The organism is Pseudomonas sp. ASL4 (genome assembly GCF_056680395.1).
The window spans coordinates 4,711,699-4,727,947 of sequence record NZ_CM155280.1 but is presented as its reverse complement, the minus strand read 5'-3'; the positions used below and the strand labels follow the sequence as shown (position 1 = coordinate 4,727,947).

The 16,249-nt window shown below is 55.1% G+C and carries 8 protein-coding genes; 6 read left to right on the top strand and 2 right to left on the bottom strand.

Annotated elements, in window-relative coordinates:
• Positions 1-380: 380 nt before the first annotated feature.
• The gene (locus AC1MEW_RS21245; RefSeq protein ID WP_223451506.1) at positions 381-1,283 is read right to left on the bottom strand and encodes an FRG domain-containing protein; all 903 of its coding nucleotides are present in this window, start codon (positions 1,281-1,283) and stop codon (positions 381-383) included.
• 1,154 nt (positions 1,284-2,437) lie between these two features.
• Between AC1MEW_RS21245 and AC1MEW_RS21240 the strand changes: the two genes are divergently transcribed.
• The 6 genes from AC1MEW_RS21240 (at position 2,438) to AC1MEW_RS21215 (ending at position 13,979) form a co-directional block, all read left to right on the top strand.
• On the top strand, positions 2,438-2,953 hold the full coding sequence (locus AC1MEW_RS21240) for an Hcp family type VI secretion system effector (protein ID WP_480423547.1): 516 nt from the start codon (positions 2,438-2,440) through the stop codon (positions 2,951-2,953).
• Positions 2,954-3,076: 123 nt separating this feature from the next.
• Positions 3,077-5,983, top strand: a complete 2,907-nt coding sequence (locus tag AC1MEW_RS21235) for a type VI secretion system Vgr family protein (protein ID WP_480423546.1) — start codon at positions 3,077-3,079, stop codon at positions 5,981-5,983.
• Positions 5,984-6,017: 34 nt separating this feature from the next.
• Positions 6,018-6,281: a PAAR domain-containing protein gene (locus AC1MEW_RS21230; protein ID WP_480423545.1), complete on the top strand. Its 264-nt coding sequence runs from the start codon at positions 6,018-6,020 to the stop codon at positions 6,279-6,281.
• Positions 6,282-6,401: 120 nt separating this feature from the next.
• Positions 6,402-11,120: an RHS repeat-associated core domain-containing protein gene (locus AC1MEW_RS21225; RefSeq protein ID WP_480423544.1), complete on the top strand. Its 4,719-nt coding sequence runs from the start codon at positions 6,402-6,404 to the stop codon at positions 11,118-11,120.
• Complete coding sequence (locus AC1MEW_RS21220) at positions 11,117-11,548, top strand: hypothetical protein (protein ID WP_480423542.1); 432 nt, start codon at positions 11,117-11,119, stop codon at positions 11,546-11,548. The genes AC1MEW_RS21225 and AC1MEW_RS21220 overlap by 4 nt, the downstream gene beginning before the upstream one ends.
• A 1,648-nt stretch (positions 11,549-13,196) precedes the next feature.
• Complete coding sequence (locus AC1MEW_RS21215; protein ID WP_480423541.1) at positions 13,197-13,979, top strand: hypothetical protein; 783 nt, start codon at positions 13,197-13,199, stop codon at positions 13,977-13,979.
• A 428-nt stretch (positions 13,980-14,407) separates the two neighbouring features.
• Here AC1MEW_RS21215 and AC1MEW_RS21210 read toward each other — a convergent pair whose 3' ends face one another.
• On the bottom strand, positions 14,408-16,171 hold the full coding sequence (locus tag AC1MEW_RS21210; RefSeq protein ID WP_480423540.1) for a hypothetical protein: 1,764 nt from the start codon (positions 16,169-16,171) through the stop codon (positions 14,408-14,410).
• Positions 16,172-16,249 lie beyond the last annotated feature (78 nt).

Here is a 16,249-nt window from a genome sequence, read left to right as displayed (position 1 = left end):
CCAAGACCAGGACGTCGTTCTGAGCGAAAGCCTGATCCAGCACCCTCTGGGTGTTTACACCGTAGGCAACACACAGACGCACCATGCTTTCCTTAGACCGCACACATACGTTGGGTCGGACTTACTCCGCCAGCAATCAACCCTGAAATGAGCGCACAAGCCATGTTGCCGCCACCCAGAAAGGAAACCTTGAGGTTTCTCAGAGAGTCAGCAGGGGAAGGATCGAGCATGGTGCAGGTACTCCGCGATGAACAGTGCTGCTGGCCCAGACTGGCGGGGTACCGTGGCAGGCTGGCTGCCATGGAACGCCGCCAATCGTCAAAATTGGTAGGCAGGTATTGCGCCAGATTCTACCAGCAGTACCTAACGCAGACTCAGGATCAACGAGCGGATCGTTTATCTGACTTTCTGCTTCGTGTACTGGCGTATGTCTGATTGGCCGTCTTTGCGACGTCTTTGGCGATCGAATCAAGACTGGGATAGATGAAGCTTTCGTTGATGCCTAATTTTCCCAAGCTGGCCAGGATCGCTGTGGTAGACGTGTACGGGATGAAAATCTTTGAGATGAGGTCTTGTAAAGCGTTGTAGTAGTCAAGTGGTGCGATCTGCGCACCATGAAGTGTGAATGTACCGCTCTGGGCCCGGATTCGCGTTGTCATGTGGGGGGCGGTGATACATACCGGCAGCGTGGTTATATCTTTTGTGAAGGGATCGATGTATTTGTCCCAGCTTTCTGCGTGTGAAGCGATATCAATCGTCTTGGACTGCAGAATCGTTTGTTCATTGATCTTCGTTGGTTCAATGGCAAATACCGCGAAGCCTTCCGCACTGAAGTTATCGTCCTCAAATCGCTCGCACTCAGGCTTTCCATCGCCTTCGCGCACTTGAGCGCCCTGGGCTGCAAAATACAATGCCACTAGGGCATTGGTAGACCAGTCGAGCAGTCTCGTCGGCAAGCCGTGATGCTGAGCGATAAACATCCACTCGAATTCGTTCGTGGGTTGCTGCTCCAGAAATGGTCTGCCTAGCTGTTTGAAGTCCTGAAGCATTTTTTCGGAGTTCGGGCCAGAGAAGACTCCTCCACTGCTGAATCTTACTGCCGTGTCGTCAACCTCTTGGCCAAGGTGGTCGTGAGACTGATGGATATTTCGCAGTGCCCCAGGTATGAGCCGGTGACTGGCACTCGATTGGCCGCGGAACCACAGTGAATTAGGTTCTTCAGGTTTTAAGCTATCAATGATGCCTACGAATTCTACGAGCGTCCTGGCTGTATAGATTTTCACATTAGCCTCTTGGAATTTCGATTTTTGGATGTGTCATCCTATGCTACACGAGCAGCTCTGCAGCGCGCTTGACCTATGCCAATGTGGGGCTAAAGGGAGGGGAGCACAAAGCCTGTCATGAAAGCAGTGTGCTTTGCGTGATCGCAATCATGGGTGGTGGTGCTTTGCCGCGCCTGAACTTTTCACGAATCTAGGCTGACACAGAGATTATTTGAGCTGGGCGACCAGTGCTTTCGACACAGCTTCAGAGCTCGCCGGATTCTGCCCGCTGATCAGCTTGCCATCCTCGATTAGGCACTTTGCCGAAAGCGCTGAGCATCTCCGGTTGGGGGCATCCTTTTCAAACCATCCAAAGCATGCCCTCAGATGTGCCCCCAATGTAGCAATCCACCGGAAGTGAATGGAGCTCCATGGTTTGTGGAAAGGCAGAAATGATCAGCCGAACAGCCTGCCAGACGACGCCTAAAGACTCTCAGGGTCGCCAAAGAACATTTTGACTAGGCTCTAGCGCAGTATTTTCATGGCGGAAAAACTAAAATATGCCCCCAGTTTTGCCCCCCGTAGCGTGGGATATGCGGGCGATCGAGATTGGCGATCTCTGAGGCGGAGCAGGGTGGTCGTCGATGACTTTCAGTGTAACTCCTCATCGGATCTGGCGGGAGGGGGCAGGGCTCATCAAGGACCAGCTAATCCGCTCTCGGTCGAGAACAGCAACTCCGATCGGCTGTGCTCGACCTAATATTTGCATCCCTGTAATTGGTTTACTGGGCTTGGAGGTGTCTACGAAACCAAGAGCGATTCAGTTATGCCCTCGCACCATCAATATTTCATCCGTTGATGTGTTGGGGTGGCCTTTTTTGAAAGTGCGCAACTTCTTGCGCACTTGTTCCGCATATTTGGCTCGATAAATCGCTACAGCCCAAGTAGATCGTGGTCTCTAGCCAAGTGCGCAACTTCTTGCACACCACTGCGCAACTTCTTGCGCACTTTTCGATTATTTTCTGAGGATTTATCCCAGCCTTCGCAAGAAAAACGCTCGCAAGCCCCGGTTTATAAGGCCCAAAAAAAGTTGGCATGTAATTTGATGGCAAATGGCCGTCTCTTAGGTGATTTCACCTATGACTCATCCATTGATACAGCAAGGAGCGCCTCCCATGGCAACACCAGCGTACATGTCGGTTACCGGCGAAAAACAAGGCCTGATCACTGCCGGCGCATTCACCGCCGACTCCGTTGGCAACACCTACCAGGAAGGTCATGAAGACCAGGTCATGGTTCAGGCTTTTACCCACGACGTGATCATCCCGCGTGACCCACAATCCGGTCAGCCAACCGGTCAGCGCGTGCACAAGCCAGTGGTCATCACCAAGGTCTACGACAAGGCTTCGCCACTGCTGCAAGCAGCGCTGACTTCCGGCGAGCGCATGAGCGAAATCGTTATCCAGTGGTACCGCACTTCGGCCCAAGGGACCCAAGAGCACTACTACACCACCAAACTGGAAGACGCGATCATCGTCGCCATCAACAACAAAATGCACAACTGCCAGGACCCGTCGAACTCGCACTTCACGCACCTGGAAGAAGTGCAATTCACCTACCGCAAAATCACCTGGACCCACGAAGTCTCCGGTACTTCGGGTTCCGATGACTGGCGTGCTCCAGTCGTTTAATTACGGCTGATCGTTGTACCACTCGACCAGTTCCGCTGGTCGAGTTCACTTCTTCTTTAAAGAATTTTTCGCGTCAGTCCTTCGTGACTGATGCGCGTTGCAGCATTGCGCGAGGAACAAGGGATGTTCTCACCGGCCAACCAGCCTCATTTCAACCTGACCGTCGATGGCATCGACAGCGATTTCCAAGTCCTGTCGTTCACCGGTCGTGAGGCCCTCAACACGCCGTTCGAATTCGAGCTGGAATTGGTCAGCGAAAAGGCGTCGCTGAACCTCGAAAGCCTGCTGCACAAACTGGCGTTTTTGCAGCTCGCGCAAAACGGCACCGGCATCCATGGGTTGGTCTACAGCATCGCCCAGGGTGAGGCCGGCAAGCGCCTGACCCGCTACAAGATCTCGCTGCGCCCGCAACTGGCGTACCTGGCGCACCGGGTTAATCAGCGGATTTTTCAGCAGATGACCGTGCCGCAGATCATCAGTCAGGTCCTGGAAGAACACGGCATCCTCGCCAGCGAACACAAGTTCCAGCTCAGCGCCGTGTACCCGGAGCGGGTGTACTGCGTGCAGTACGACGAATCCGATCTGCAATTCGTCCAGCGCCTGTGCGAAGAGGAGGGGATTCATTACCACTTCCAGCACAGCGCCAGCGGCCATTTGCTGATGTTCGGCGACGACCAAACGGTGTTCCCGAAACTCGCGCCGGTGGCCTATCAGCAAGACACCGGACTGGTCGCCGATCAGCCGGTAATCAAGCGTTTTGGCCTGCGCATGATCACCCGCACCAGCCGCACCACCCGGCGCGATTACGACTTCACCAAACCGAAAATCGAGCTGGAAAGCGACGCCAAAAGCGCGGCCAAACCGGACCTCGAAGACTACGATTACCCCGGCCGTTTTGTCGACCGCGAACGCGGCAAACACCTGGCCAATCGCGCCCTCGAAAGACACCGCAGCGACTACCGTTTGGCTGAAGGCAGCAGCGACCAACCGCTGCTGGTCACCGGGCATTTCCTCGCCCTGATCGAACACGCCAACCCGGCGTGGAACGACCTGTGGCTGCTCACCGAAATCTTCCACGAAGGCAAACAGCCGCAAGTGCTGGAAGAGGTGATCAGCAGTGACGTCACCGACCTCAAGGACGATTTCCACCAGGGTTATCGCAACCGTTTTTCCGCGACCCCGTGGAACGTGCCGTACCGCCCGCCGCTCGATCACCCGAAACCGAAAGTCCTCGGCACCCAGAGCGCGGTGGTCACCGGCCCGGAAGGCGAAGAGATTTTCTGCGACCAGTATGGCCGGGTGAAGGTGCAGTTCTTCTGGGACCGCGAAGGTGAGCACGACGACAAGACCACCTGCTGGATGCGCGTGGCCTCCAGTTGGGCTGCCGAGACGTTTGGCTCGATCAACATTCCGCGCATCGGCATGGAAGTGCTGATCACCTTCCTCGAAGGCGATCCCGACCAGCCGCTGATCACCGGGTGCCTGTACCACGGCGCCAACCTGCCGCCGTACAAACTGCCGGACTTCAAGACCCTGGCGACGGTCAAGAGCAAGGAATACAAGGGCAGCCGCGCCAACGAACTGCGGATCGACGACACCACCAGCGAGATCAGCATCGCGCTGCGCAGCGACCACGGCGCCAGCGCGATCAACCTCGGCTACCTGACCCATCCGCGGCCGTCCGGTGGCCAGCCGCGCGGCGAAGGTTTTGAGCTGCGCACCGACCGCCATGGCGCGGTGCGCGCTGCGGCCGGTTTGCTGATCACCACCGAGCCCCGGCCGAACGAATCCAAGCACCATAAAGACTTGCCGGAAACGGCCGAACGCCTGGCCACCGCCAGCGAACAACAAGACGGTTTTGCGATTCAGGCCAAGGAACTGCAAGCCCAGGAACCCGGCGATCAGGACGACGTGGCCAAAGCGCTGCACGCCCAGCACCAAGGCATTCTCGGTAGCGGCCCGGCGAACATGAGCGCCAACGAATTTCCGGAGTTCACCGAAGCGCATCTGGTGCTCGCGAGCCCGGCCGGGATCGCCCTGAGCACCCCACGCTCCAGCCACATCGCCACGGGCGAGCATTTGGCGTTGAGCAGCACCGGCCACACCAGTTTGTCGATTGGCAAACGCCTGCTGGCCAGCGCCAGCCAGGGCATGCGCCTGTTCGTGCAAAACCTCGGTTGGCGGCTGGTCGCAGCCTCCGGCGACATCGACATTCGCGCCTTGAAAGACAGCATCAACCTGCTGGCCAAACTCAACATCACCGCCAACGCCGACCGCATTACCATCACCGCGAAAACCGAACTGGTCATTCAGGGCGGCGGCAGTGCCACCACCTACAACGCCGGCGGCATCACCCACGCCACCAGCGGCCCGTACACCGCACACGCGGCGAATTTCGCCTACACCGGCGCGAAAAGTCTGGCCGGGGTGTTCCCGGAACCGCCGAAACCGGGCAAGGGCAATCTGGAATTGTTCAACCAGTACGCCGGGCTTCAAGGCATCAAGGGTGGTGACTTCGAAGTGATCGATGCGCTGGGCAAAAGCATCAAGGGCAAGCTCGACGGCAAGGGTTTCGCCAGTGTCGCCGGCGCTGCGCCGGGGCCGGCGCGTGTGCTGTTCGGCAAGGATCCGGCGGACACCTGGAGCGATGGCAGTTACATCGGCAAGCCGGAGTGGCCGTTGAATCCGCCGAGTGCCGAGGACGTCCCCGGCCCGGTGCAATCGATGGTCGCGCAGGTGTTGCCGAGCAAAAACTGGGACGTGCTGGAGCAAGGCAAAGCCCTGGCCCAGACCGGCATGAGCGCCGTGCAAACCGCCCAGGGCGCGATGCAGACCGCGCAGCAAATCAAAGGCGCGGTGCAGGGCGGCGTGGCCGGGTTGCCGAAGCTGGCGAGTGCGGCCATGCCGAGCGCGTCGGGGATTCTGGGGGCGGCGAGCAAGGCGGGCAATTTGCCGAGCCTGCCTGCACCGAGTCTGCCTAAACCTTCCTTGAAAACCCCGGGCCTGTTGGCGGGTGAGATGCTGTCATGACAACGGAAACGATTTCAGTCAAAGGAGTGACGCAATGAAAGACGCTATTCGTTTGGGGGACTCCACCACCCACGGTGGCAAGGTGCTCGAAGCTTTCTCTAATACCGACCTCAACGGCAAGCCGATTGCCGGGGTCGGTCACAAGGTCAGTTGCCCGTTGTGCAAGGGGATTTTCCCGATTGCCGAGGGCAGCAGCACCTACACCGTCGATGGCACGCCAATCGCGCTGGATGGCATGAAGACCGCCTGCGGTGCTGCGCTTATTGCCAGTGGCCCGAAAGGCGCGGTTGTTAGTTGAATCACCCAAATTATTGCTTCGGCCTCATGAGGCTGCGATCTCGAATCGCGAACTCGACGAGGACCCGCGCCTTTCAATACATCTTCGAAACTCCAGCCTGTTGGCCGGTAAGACGCTTTCATGACAACTGATATTGCTGTTGCAAACAAACGTGAACCCCAGGTAGCCATCGTTCCACTCAATGCTATCGACATCAAGGATGTCGCAAGCAGTGCAGCGACATTTGATGCATGGCTACAGTCTGCTAGTGGTGGTGTGGTCACGCTTGACCGGATCAAAAACGTTGCCGGAGCACTGCCCGTAGTGGGTAACATCATGGCGTTGGTCGACGCTTTGGGTGACATCGTTACTTTGTCGAATGCGCAGAAACGAGATCTGCTTGCTTGGGCGAGCTTGGGTATCAACCTGATCGGTGTGTTGCCGTTGCCACCGGCGATGGCGGCGGCGCGCATGACTTTGCGTCCAACGCTGTTTCTTGTGCGTCAGGAGATGAAAGCCTCCGGCAAGGTACTGCTTAGTTCATCGGTCATTGAGGTCCTGATAGGGCACTTGAACGAATCCATCGTTGGTACTCTCGATGACTTTGTCGCACAAGCCAAAGGCAAGCTACCCGGTATCTTGGCGGACGCCGGCAAGCTCGGTGAAGACGTCATCAACGAGATTGCCAAAGGCTTGGAAACGGTTGCCAACGGTAAACTCGACGCCAAAGGCGACGCGCAGGCCGCCAGTCAAAAACTCAGCACCGCTGGCGACCAACTTCTGAACGATCCACTCGCGGCGATCGACAATATATTCGGAGCGGCTGCCAGTGCGTATAAGGCTGCAGGCAAGGGCTTGGCCAACAGTGCGGCGGATAATCTGCTACCTGATGATGTGAAGAAACGGGTGGTCACTGAGACAGCAAAACTCCGCGCAATGGGGCCTGAATTACGTAGTCAGTTGAGCAAGCTCGATGATGAGTCAGTTCAGAACTCTATTGGCTGGTTACTGCTGACCCTCTCCACTGCCGTCACTCTTTGGCGTAAACGTAATGCCCACGGCCAGAGTGCGGGCGTTCAACCGGACAAGACCAGTAAGGCGAATCACACCGCCTCAGAGGGCGGCCTAGGCGCCACCGGTCAACAGGCTGCGGCAGCGCATGCGCCCAACCCGGATAAAAACTGCGCTTGCTCCAGCACTCGTCGCAGCATCAATTTTGCTCTGGGTTCTGAAAGCCTCAGCCATACCGATTTCAGCCTTCCGGGTCCTTTTCCTCTTGAGTGGACGCGCACCTACAATTCTCGCCTGGGGGCATTCGACCATAGCGAGCTCGGTGCGCGTTGGATCAGCGAATTCACCACACGATTTGATTGCGTGGATGATGGCCTGACGTTCTACGACGCTGACGGCCGCGACCACAGTTATCCTTTACCCAAAGTCGGTCTGTTCCACTACGACGCCATTGAGAACGTCACGCTGATTCGTGCCAGCGAAGATCAGTTGTTACTGTGCCGCGGTTTTGAGCGCAAGGAAACCTACATACGGCTTGGCCAACGCTATGTGCTGACCAACATTTCGCGGCGCAATGGCGCCGGGGTCATGCTGCATTATGAGCATCGCCATGGCGAGCAGTCGGTACTCTCAGACCTGATCACGTATCAGGAAAACGACATCAGCAAAGTGCATTCGCACCTGGGCACGATGCTTGATGGTCAAGGCCGCTTGGTCGGTATCTGGGAAATTCGTGACGGCGTACCGCATCGCCAATTGTGCGCCTATCAGTACGACGCTTATGGCGATTTGACTCAGGGGCAAGATGAGAACGGTTCGGCCTGGTCGTATCAGTATCAGCATCACCTGGTCACTCGTTACACCGACCGTACCGGCCGAGGTATGAACCTTGAGTGGGACGGGCAGGGCTCCAACGCGAAAGCCATCCGTGAATGGGCCGATGATGGCAGTTTCGACACGCGTTTGGAGTGGGACGAGAACATTCGTCTGACCTACGTCACCGATGCCCACGGCAATGAAACTTGGCACTACTACGACATCCTTGGCTACACCTACCGCATTCGCCATGCTGACGGACGCTCGGAATGGCTTTTCCGTGACGACGCAAAAAACGTCGTGCGCCACGTACAAGCCGATGGCAGCACCAACCGTTACCGTTATGACGATCGCGGTAATTTGCTTGAGCATACCCGCGCCGATCATACCGTCATGCATTACGCCTATGACGATCAGGATAAGCTGATCAAGATCAGTGATGCCGAGGGTGGCCAGTGGCAAAGGGCTTATGACGACATGGGCAATCTAGTCGAAGCCATCGACCCACTGGGGAACAAAACCGAATACGCCTACAACAAGTCAGGTCTGCCTACGGCGATCAAAGATGCCAACGGCAACGAAAAGACCTTGGGCTACAACGATTCCGGGCAAGTAGTTGAATACGTTGATTGCTCAGGCAAGACCAGCGCCTGGGAGTACAACGAATTTGGGCAGATGATCTGCTTTACTGACGCTGCCGGAAACGCCACCGAGTACGATTACAAGGCCGGGCAAGTGGTGCTGATCAAGCACCCGGACAAGACTGAGGAGCGTTTTGAGCGCGACGCTGAAGGTCGTTTGCTGGCCCATGTTGATGGACTGGATCGCTGCACGACATGGAGCTACAACGCTGCTGGTCTGATTGCCGAACGCGTCGACGCCGCTGAGCAAACCTTGCGCTATCGCTGGGACCGTCTCGGTCGGTTAACGGCCCTGGAAAACGAAAACGAGCAACGCGCGCATTTTAATTACGACCCGGTCGGTCGCATTCTGGAAGAAAGCGGCTTTGATGGGCGGAGCACACGCTATCAGTACGACCCTGTCACGGGGCGCTTGGCACAATCGGTCAATGGCGAACGTGTGATTTCGATGAGCTTTGACCCGATGGGGCGCTTGACTGAACGTTGCGCTACTTTGGGGGAAAAATCACAAGTCGAGAACTTCGCTTACGATGGTAACGGTCGTTTGGTATTGGCCAAGAACACCGACAGTCAGCTGCATTGGTTCCATGACTCAGCGGGTAATTTGCTGCGCGAACACCAGCATTACCTCGGTCTTGAAAAAGCCACTGTCGCGATTTGGCAGCATGAGTACGACTTGCTCAACCAGCGTGTAGCCACCATTCGCCCGGACGGGCATCGCGTCAGTTGGCTCACTTACGGCAGCGGTCACTTGTTGGGCATGCGCCTGGATGAGCACGAACTGGTCGGCTATGAGCGAGATGATTTACACCGCGAAATTGCCCGTCATCAAGGTAACCATCTACTGCAGACCCAAAGCTGGGACCCGGCAGGGCGCTTGCAGGAACAGGTTTTGGGGCGCAGCGATGACAAATCTACCCTGCTCAAGCGCGAGTACAAATACGATGCTGTAGGCCAACTGACCGACATCAATGATAGCCGCCGTGGCCCTCTGGCTTATCGTTATGATCCGGTCGGTCGTCTGCTTAGCGCGACTACACGTCAAGGCGTAGAAACGTTCGCTTTTGACCCGGCAGGTAACCTACTTGACGAAAAAACGAATGAAATTCGCCGTCCACTGGATTTAACGCCACCGCGAAGCAAGCTAGTCGACAACCTGCTGCGTGAGTACGCTGGCACCCACTACGATTATGACGAGCGCGGCAACCAGATCCAGCGTTGGCATAACGGTCAGCGCAGTGACCTGCAATGGGATCTGTTTGATCGGTTGGTGCATTTCGAGGACTCAAGATTATCCGTCGATTTTGCTTACGACGCCTTGGGGAGGCGCCTGCGCAAAAACTCCCTTGCGCACTACAAACAGCGTCCGGAAGCTGGTTCGCTCTGGAACCGTAATGAGCATGCTCGCAAACAGCGAGAACTGGGTTGCGGTTTCACCTTGTATGGGTGGGACGGCGACAACCTCGCCTGGGAAAGTAGCTCAGCGCAGGCCGATGGTGAACCGGGTCGCACGGTTCACTACATATTCGAACCAGGCACCTTCGTCCCGGTCGCTCAAGCTGTGCGCCACGCACCGATCAACCTCATGGGCCAGCCGGACTACAGTGGTGAATACAGCCTTGATGAAGATCCGCTGTGGAATCACAAGGCTAGCGCGTTACCGTTTGATGCGTTGGCTTGGTATCAGTGCGATCACTTAGGTACGCCCCAAGAACTGACTGACTATCAAGGCAGCGTGGCTTGGGCTGCGCAATACAAGGCATGGGGGCAGGCGACGGAACAGCACTCAGGATGGGCGCGGCAGAATGGGGTGATGAACCCTATACGCTTCCAGGGCCAATATCATGATCATGAGACGGGACTGCATTACAACCGACATCGGTACTATGACCCCACGGTAGGGCGGTTCATCAGTAAGGATCCGCTCAGTTACGATGCCGGGTTGAACCTTTATCAGTACGCACCGAATCCGACAGGTTGGACCGATGCTTTGGGACTGTCTCGAAAAGGCACTACATCTGGCTCCAAAAAAACCAACACTGCCGAGGGTGCAGCAGACGCAGCGGTAGCAGGAGGGAAAACATCTGGGGCGGCATCTGAGTTTCGCCAAGGAGACCACGTTATTACGGGTGTAAGCGGTGAAGAAGTGCCGCATAATTCCCAGGTAACGGCGGGGCTGATGGGTACGCCAGCAGATAAACGCGCCCAATGGCACGGCGGATGCGCAGAGGTGGTTTGCTTGGATAAAGCTATGAATGCAGGCATTGATCCTGCTGGAGGAACCATTCGGACCGTTAATATTGGTGGCTCCGGAAATGGTCATGGCACAAACAAGGCTCCTTGCTCCTCGTGTGCCGACCTTTTACAACATTTCAAGGTTAACGTCGTATGAATCAAATTGATTTTAAGAAATATAACGTTGGCGCGATTATTCGGCCATCTGACAATCACGAAGCGCTTAAGCAACAGATCGGATTTTTGGTCAAGGTTGTGGATGCATTGGGTATCAAATTCTCTGATTGTGAGAATGATCCTTTGCGTCTTGCAAAAGACTATGTAAATGGCAAGATCCCAATTGAAGCCTGTAAGGCCGAGGCTTCGGTTTGGTGGGCGAAAATCGATGAGAAAGGCGCAATACGTGACTTTCAAGATAAGGACGTATTACTGGCGCGGCTAGCTATCTGCCTGCTGTCAAATGATGAAGATGATGTTTCTGTAATGGGAGATAATCTTTCATGGTTTCTTGAGGTGCTGGGATTCTTGAAAGTGGATATGATGACGCCAATGAGAATGATGATTGAGTATTTTGATTTTAAATAAAATTTAAGATCGCCAAGAACCGAGCATGCAATGAAGCTGGGAAGCGGAGTTCATTGCTGAAGCGAAAGGAGAGAGAAGGGCAGTGGTGCCAGTTGGCCATAATTGAGACTTCGCTTCAAAGACTGTCTGGAACGTTTCGAGATCTTTCGTACGTCTCTCAGGGAAGATACGAGACCACGGATGTTCCTGGCAGCTTGCAGCGCATGAGCGCTGCCGGATTTCAGCCATGATTGGACACACCTTCTTTAAAAGGCAAGCTAGTGTGATGCGCCATTGCGCTTTAAGCTGCGCGCCCTTTTAAGGGGCGTTAGATGCAAGGGTCGCTGAAATACAAACTGGTTTCATTGCTGGCCTTACCACTGCTAAGTGCTTGCTCATCACTTGGATCACTGGGCGTTGGGTGCACTGCGCCAGAGCTCCAGGTGGCACCGCAAACTACGACCAGCTCTCATCTGGTTAGAGTTGAACATTCCATTGAATGTCGTCGATGATCTGTTCTCTGATTTCGATAGGGCTATGCGGAATCTCACTCATAGTGCGCTCTCGGATGATTGGTTCTTGCATAAAAATGACTGGGGGGCGGAAAGTAAGAAATTCATAGATAAATATAAGGAAAGTAAAACGCTTGATTCTAATGAATGCGACGGTTCGCCGGGTAAATGTAGCGAAGCGGAGTAGCTCTCGACGACTCGATGCGTTTCGGTTGTTTTTACGGGGTAGGGTCGAGGGTTCATATCTCCCTCAGTCCACCCATCCTCATCAATAGCCTGCTTGGCCTCAGGCTGGGGGCATCCTTTTCAAACCATCCAAAGCATGCCCTCAAATATGCCCCCAATGTAGCAATCCACTGGAAGTGAATGGAGCTCCATGGTTTGTGGAAAGGCAGAAATGATCAGCCGAACAGCCTGCCAGACGACGCCTAAAGACTCTCAGGGTCGCCGAAGAACATTTTGACTAGGCTCTAGAACGGTAGTTTCAGCTTAAAACGATCTTGATATGCCCCCTGATTTGCCCCCAATCGCATGCAATACACGAGCGATTGCGAACGGCGATTTCTGGCAGGACCGAGGTGGCACAAGGCGGTCTTCAGCGTACCTCCACGCAGGGATGGCGTCTGTTCAGCGTCGTGTGACTGCTTCCCTTGCCGCAATGTAGGTCGCTCCTAGAGAAGCAGAGGTAGCGAAGGACTTTCGACCTGGATTGAAATCCGTGGTGTAAGGAAGTCGATTGGCGAACGCCAGCCTGTAGCCCAGTGCGCAGACGTCTGGAGCGGGTCGAAGACCGACCCAAGCCACCGATCGCGAGCTACTGCCTTCCATATCGCTGAGGCGAGTCAATTGAGCAATTCTGCATGGCTCGACGAAGGGTTTGATGCCATTGAGCAATGGCAACTGGGCGAAGCTCTAAAGGCTTAGCTCTCTCGCATGCGCGCAATTGTTCGTCTCGACGATTAGGGTCGCTACAGCGAAACGCGGCGTCAGATGTTTTCAAGCAGCTCCTGATCAAATGAGCCGCAGCAGAGCTTCAGTCGTCGACAGAGGGCGGAAGCTTTGTGAAGACGTTCCTGACGTTTGTTTGGCCGTTATACGGAACCAGGAGCGGAGGTGCACAGAGTTCTGCATAGAATGCGCAGGGAGCAGGCTTTTCGTTGAGCTGGCAGTATGCGATCGACTTACAAGCGTTATTACAATTGCTCGCTGTTTTAAGGCAAAATGCCATCTTTTCGCCTGAAAGCGGTATGGCCATGCATATATTACCTTTGCTAGATTTTTTCCCTCTGAGTGAGGGTGAGCACGATCCTAGGGAAGTAGCGTTGCATGCTCAACGAGTAAAGCTTGGCTGGCCGGGAGTGTCATTACGGCCCAGGCTGGTTGCAAATAACGCTCTTGAATTTGCCAATCACGCTGCTAGTACACGTGGGGCCGGTGGAAACATTTTCACACATGAACTCGAGAGAAAGCTGAACGCTGGCGTCTATCGTAGTTGGCTGAGTTGCATGCCTACTTTGAGTGCTTCCCCTCAAACAGAAAAATACCGCGATTGCAAACACGATACTGAAAAATTGGATCTTGAACTGGCATCGCTCCCAACCTTGTGCGCTGGGCAAAAGCTTTTTCATGGAGGTCATTGGCCTGGGAAACTGCAAGTTGGAGCGACCATTGGCGTCGATAGAGCTTTTTCCACGACCTTGAATGCTTATCGTGCGGCTTGGTTTTCCGATGAGGCTCAGCGTAAAAATGGCGGGGAATTCCATCTTTGGGTTATCACCATTTCAAGCTTTTTTATTAGTCCGGTCTATGTGTACAGCACTTTTTCAAATAGGCGTACAGGGCACGAGATGGAGGTATTAATTCGCCGTGGGTTTAAGGCAGTGTTGACGGCCATTGATGTTGGTTTTGGTTACAAAATTTTGCATGTAGAGTTTTCCTAGGTTCTGCATGAAATCCCGCGCGAGCAATTTCCACCCCTCATGGCTGAGGGCTTTTGGTAATGGCACCAAGGTGGCGCTGCATCGACGCAAGGAAGGCCTCGGTGATACACCGCTCAACGGGATTCACTGGACGCGTTCTCTAAAGCGCTCAGCAGGTCGTCGAGGGCATCACGCAACCGGCGATCTTCCCTCGAGGGAGGCCTTGCTGAGGTCGCGCATGAACTTCCTACTGCTTCTTCCGGGCGGGCGGGTTGTCATCGAGATTGACGGCAAACACCAGTATTCCGACTCAGACGGACGCCCAAGTCCCCTTCATGGGCAGTTTTTACACGACTGACCACGACTTCACCCTCGTGCACATCGAATGCGATCTTGCGCCTGGAATCCAGACCCAGGAGTTGGCAAACGGATCCCTCATTTGGAACCCGTCAAGGCGCGGATGGGCGCAGCACTCGCATGGAGTCACTCAAATACGAGATCCATGATGCGGGTTGCTCTGAAGCCGTGACTTCGTCGATGCTGTCCATGTGGGCGATGATTTTTCTGCTCAGCGGCGAAAGCCCAAGACGCTCCAGATCGCTGCGCCTGTCAAGCAGGTTCGTCTGAACTTCTAGTTTTGCTGTTAGTTCAGGCTGGCTGAGATCCAGTGGTCTGCTCAGCGCGACGGACCAAATATTGCGAAGCTCGTGCGCGGCAGTGGCCACTGCCTGCACGTTGCCCTCGCTGGCATGAATCAGACCGATGAAGATTGCGAAGTTCATGCACATGACCTCCTCGTGCACGGTGCCCATTGTGAGGTCCACCGGATCAAGCCATGTCAGCAAAACTTTGTGCACCGCCTTGGGAGCAGCAAGCTTTTCGCCAAAGATGCTCATCATCGACAACTGACCATCTGAGATGGCGAGCGCTGTCTCGTCGAGCTGTGAGGTCGCTTTGTCCACATTCACTTTGGCTTCCTCGAAGCGATGCATCAGGCTGTCTACGTTGTGCTTGTCGTAAACGGTCTTCACCTCACAGACCAACAATTCATTGGACTGAGTGTCGTATAGCGCCAGATCGACATCGCCCCCGGGAAACTTGCGTCTGACTGCGACCTTCAAGTGGCTCAATACTGGCAGGAGCGCCTTGAGCGTGTCTGCGGCACGCGCGAGCGTCGATCCTAAAGTGTTATTCCAATCGCGCTCATGGCGCCGAATAGCGATAGTTAATAGGCTGGCCGTCATGCCTTGCGCATTGATAAAGCAAGGGTTACGCAGGAATTTCCCATGCAATAGATAGAACGGCGGGTGAATCAGGGTTGTCGCTGATTCTGAGGGTGCCATGCTGAAGCGGGTGAGAGCATCCACCATTGATTGACCCGCGATCGTGCCATACAGCGGATACGCAAGGGTATATATACCCCACAACTGAATCAGCTTCGCCTCGTCGTACCAATAGGAGTGGTTTACCTGGTCTGCTGCGAACTGCAGGAATACTAGGAAGCCCGATAATGCGGCAAGCCGTTCCGCGTCCACGCCGATCGCCTGCTCAAATTTCAGCCAACCGGGCGGATCAGATTGCGTGAGGAAGTGGAGCATCTCTGGGCTGGATGCGATCGCATGGTTCAACTCGTCCAGCGAGAGTTCGGAGAGGCTCTTTCCGATAAGCATCTCAAGCAGCGCCATATTCGCCTTAGCGTCGAGCATCATCAATGCGGAGCCGCGGCGGCGCCGAGTGAGTCTTTGCTGAGCGATATCTTCCTTAATGTCGAAAAAGGGTTGCCAAATGCCCTGTTGAACGCGAGCGTGCTGCTCTCGATTCAATTCTTCCATGAGCTGCTTGCCGAATGCTGCATGGACCGAGGGATCCGGGTGTGACGGCCTCGAGAAATCGGGCTCTGTCGTTGACTGCTCGACTGCGACCAAGCAGTAGGTGAGCGCGAGTCCCGTAACCGGCACGCTGTAGTCGAGGTAATGCTCGGCGCGATCACCAATCTTGTCGACTGCGTGAGCCGCCATCCAGACAAACATCTCTGCGGCTTGGGGATGCAAATTGGTTGGAAGGCTCGGCGGCCTGCGTTTTAGCGCCTCCGCTGGAAGCTTCGCATAGCTGTCCAGAACCATTGTGGCGACGTCAATTTCTCGAGACTTCAATTCATCCTGCTGTATGCAAACAGGGCGACCACTCTGGTTCACCATTTTCTTGGAACCCAATCCGCTGCTCCCTCAGTTTGTTTGTGCTTTCTGCGCTGAAAAGTATGGGCCATTCCTCAGTGAGAATAACATCGGTAT